The organism is Methylobacterium sp. J-092 (assembly GCF_022829325.1).
GTDB lineage: Bacteria > Pseudomonadota > Alphaproteobacteria > Rhizobiales > Beijerinckiaceae > Methylobacterium.
Genome location: NZ_JAKSXU010000172.1, coordinates 2501 through 5938 on the forward strand (window position 1 = coordinate 2501; position 3438 = coordinate 5938).

The 3438-nt window shown below is 56.6% G+C and carries 2 tRNA genes and 2 rRNA genes (1 of these 4 running past the window's edge); all 4 read right to left on the minus strand.

What is annotated here, in order from left to right:
* Positions 1 to 743, minus strand: a 23S ribosomal RNA gene (locus tag MKK60_RS20395); it reaches 2067 nt to the left of the window's first position.
* A gap of 312 nt (positions 744 to 1055) precedes the next feature.
* Positions 1056 to 1131, minus strand: a tRNA-Ala gene (locus MKK60_RS20400).
* 19 nt (positions 1132 to 1150) lie between these two features.
* A tRNA-Ile gene (locus tag MKK60_RS20405) sits at positions 1151 to 1227 on the minus strand.
* 187 nt (positions 1228 to 1414) lie between these two features.
* A 16S ribosomal RNA gene (locus tag MKK60_RS20410) occupies positions 1415 to 2897 on the minus strand.
* The 16S and 23S rRNA genes sit together here with 2 tRNA genes alongside, the layout of an rRNA operon.
* Positions 2898 to 3438: the final 541 nt, after the last annotated feature.

The window sequence follows — 3438 nt, forward strand, 5'->3', positions numbered from 1 at the left end:
CACATGGCTAGATCACTCGGTTTCGGGTCTAAAGCCACGAACTGAACGCCCTGTTCAGACTCGCTTTCGCTGCGCCTACACCTACCGGCTTAAGCTTGCTCGTAACTTTAAGTCGCTGACCCATTATACAAAAGGTACGCGGTCACTCAGGACGAACCTTGAGCTCCCACTGTTTGTAAGCATCCGGTTTCAGGTACTATTTCACTCCCCTCGTCGGGGTGCTTTTCACCTTTCCCTCACGGTACTGGTTCGCTATCGGTCGCTGAGGAGTACTTAGGCTTGGAGGGTGGTCCCCCCATGTTCAGACAGGATTTCACGTGTCCCGCCCTACTCGTATCCCGAATGTCGTCCGTCCCGTACGGGGCTGTCACCCATCATGCCGGCCTTTCCAGACCGTTCCGGTAAACTCCACTCAGGCATTGGCCTGGTCCGCGTTCGCTCGCCACTACTAACGGAGTCTCGTTGATGTCCTTTCCTCCGGGTACTGAGATGTTTCAGTTCCCCGGGTTCGCTTCAAACCCCTATTGTATTCAGGATTTGATACCTTCATGTGACCAATCGTAGTGAAGCCGCAGATCAAAGATCTGCAGCCACAATACGAAAGGTCGAAGGTGGGTTTCCCCATTCGGAAATCCCTGGATCAAAGCTCGTTCGCAGCTCCCCAAGGCTTATCGCAGCGTACCACGTCCTTCATCGCCTCTCAGCGCCAAGGCATCCACCGAATGCTCTTAAGGCACTTGATCGCTCTCGTGATCGATGTCCGCTCTGACCGGCAGCCGCTGCAAAGCGGCTCCGGTCAGGCGACACGGTCACAAAAAGACCAGTTCCCCTGCCGTTTCCGGCAGAAGAACAGTTGCTTGCCGAACATAACCGTCCCGGACCAGCTTTCGCTGCCGCAGACGGCCACATTCCCTCTTCACGATGTCGATTGGTTTTGCGCACTGAGCCGGATTGATGCCCTGGCTCGCGCAAACTGGTTTATCCGGATGTTTTGGAACTTGGGCCCGCCCTCATTCTGAGACGTCGCAGCTCGCGCTGCGCCAGGTCCCAAAAAATGGTGGAGACAGACGGGATCGAACCGACGACCTCATGCTTGCAAAGCACGCGCTCTCCCAGCTGAGCTATGTCCCCGATCACGAGCATCCCAAATTGGTGGGCCTGGGACGACTCGAACGTCCGACCTCACCCTTATCAGGGGTGCGCTCTAACCACCTGAGCTACAGGCCCGTGCCAGCCAAGAACAACCCCGCTTGGAGGATGCCGGCTGACAGTCCGGATAATGAGAAAGAGAAACGAGGACGGCACCGTCCCGCATAGCGGGGCTAAGACTAGCCCCATGTATCCAATGACGCGGCGAGAGGAGCGGACCGGCAAACACGAAGCGTGCCGATCGTTACTAAAGCTGCATCCTTAGAAAGGAGGTGATCCAGCCGCAGGTTCCCCTACGGCTACCTTGTTACGACTTCACCCCAGTCGCTGACCCTACCGTGGTCGCCTGCCTCCTTGCGGTTGGCGCAGCGCCGTCGGGTAAGACCAACTCCCATGGTGTGACGGGCGGTGTGTACAAGGCCCGGGAACGTATTCACCGTGGCATGCTGATCCACGATTACTAGCGATTCCGCCTTCATGCACTCGAGTTGCAGAGTGCAATCCGAACTGAGACGGTTTTTGGGGATTTGCTCCAGATCGCTCCTTCGCGTCCCACTGTCACCGCCATTGTAGCACGTGTGTAGCCCATCCCGTAAGGGCCATGAGGACTTGACGTCATCCACACCTTCCTCGCGGCTTATCACCGGCAGTCTCCCTAGAGTGCCCAACTGAATGATGGCAACTAAGGACGTGGGTTGCGCTCGTTGCGGGACTTAACCCAACATCTCACGACACGAGCTGACGACAGCCATGCAGCACCTGTGTGCACGCCTCCGAAGAGGATCCCAAATCTCTCTGGGTAACATGCCATGTCAAAGGATGGTAAGGTTCTGCGCGTTGCTTCGAATTAAACCACATGCTCCACCGCTTGTGCGGGCCCCCGTCAATTCCTTTGAGTTTTAATCTTGCGACCGTACTCCCCAGGCGGAATGCTTAATGCGTTAGCTGCGCTACTGAGGTGCAAGCACCCCAACAGCTGGCATTCATCGTTTACGGCGTGGACTACCAGGGTATCTAATCCTGTTTGCTCCCCACGCTTTCGCGCCTCAGCGTCAGTGTCGGTCCAGTTGGCCGCCTTCGCCACCGGTGTTCTTGCGAATATCTACGAATTTCACCTCTACACTCGCAGTTCCACCAACCTCTACCGAACTCAAGCCATCCAGTATCGAAGGCAATTCTGTGGTTGAGCCACAGGCTTTCACCCCCGACTTAAATGGCCGCCTACGCGCCCTTTACGCCCAGTGATTCCGAGCAACGCTAGCCCCCTTCGTATTACCGCGGCTGCTGGCACGAAGTTAGCCGGGGCTTATTCTTCCGGTACCGTCATTATCGTCCCGGACAAAAGAGCTTTACAACCCTAAGGCCTTCATCACTCACGCGGCATGGCTGGATCAGGCTTGCGCCCATTGTCCAATATTCCCCACTGCTGCCTCCCGTAGGAGTCTGGGCCGTGTCTCAGTCCCAGTGTGGCTGATCATCCTCTCAGACCAGCTACTGATCGTCGCCTTGGTAGGCCGTTACCCCACCAACTAGCTAATCAGACGCGGGCCGATCCTTCGACAGTAAACCTTTCCCCCAAAGGGCGTATCCGGTATTAGCTCCAGTTTCCCGAAGTTATCCCAGATCGAAGGGTACGTTCCCACGTGTTACTCACCCGTCTGCCACTCACCCCGAAGGATGCGTTCGACTTGCATGTGTTAAGCCTGCCGCCAGCGTTCGCTCTGAGCCAGGATCAAACTCTCATGTTGAAGAGATCGATCCAGGCTGATCACAATTGACAGAGACTCACATCAACGATCCAGCCGTTTCCAGCCAAATCGATGTGAGCTCAAGACAAACGTGTCAGCCAAAGTCTTCTCACAGTCCAACCCCGAAAGGCCGAACCCGCAAGGACAATGCCGTCCACGCTTCTCTTTCTCAGATTCACTTGTCAAAGAGCGCCAGACCCGAAAGCCCGGAAAAATCGTGCGAACAAAAATCCCAGAGCATAATGCCCCGAAACCACCTTGCCCGTCTTGGAAACCCGTGATACCGAACCAACCTCTCGGTGGTCCGCCTCAGCGGTGGGAGGCGTCTAAGCCCCCGTCGATACCCTGTCAACCCCGCGTCAAACCCGAAAGCAAGACACAAAACCGACAAGACCGCCGACACAAACACCAGGCCACCCGGCTCTCGCCAGCTGCCCCATCGCTCGTCATGTCGGTGGACCAAGTCCAGAACCGCGTCGCCGCCGCCCCGTCTCGATGAACAGGGGTATACGGACCACCCAGCAGCCCGTCAACAGCCAAA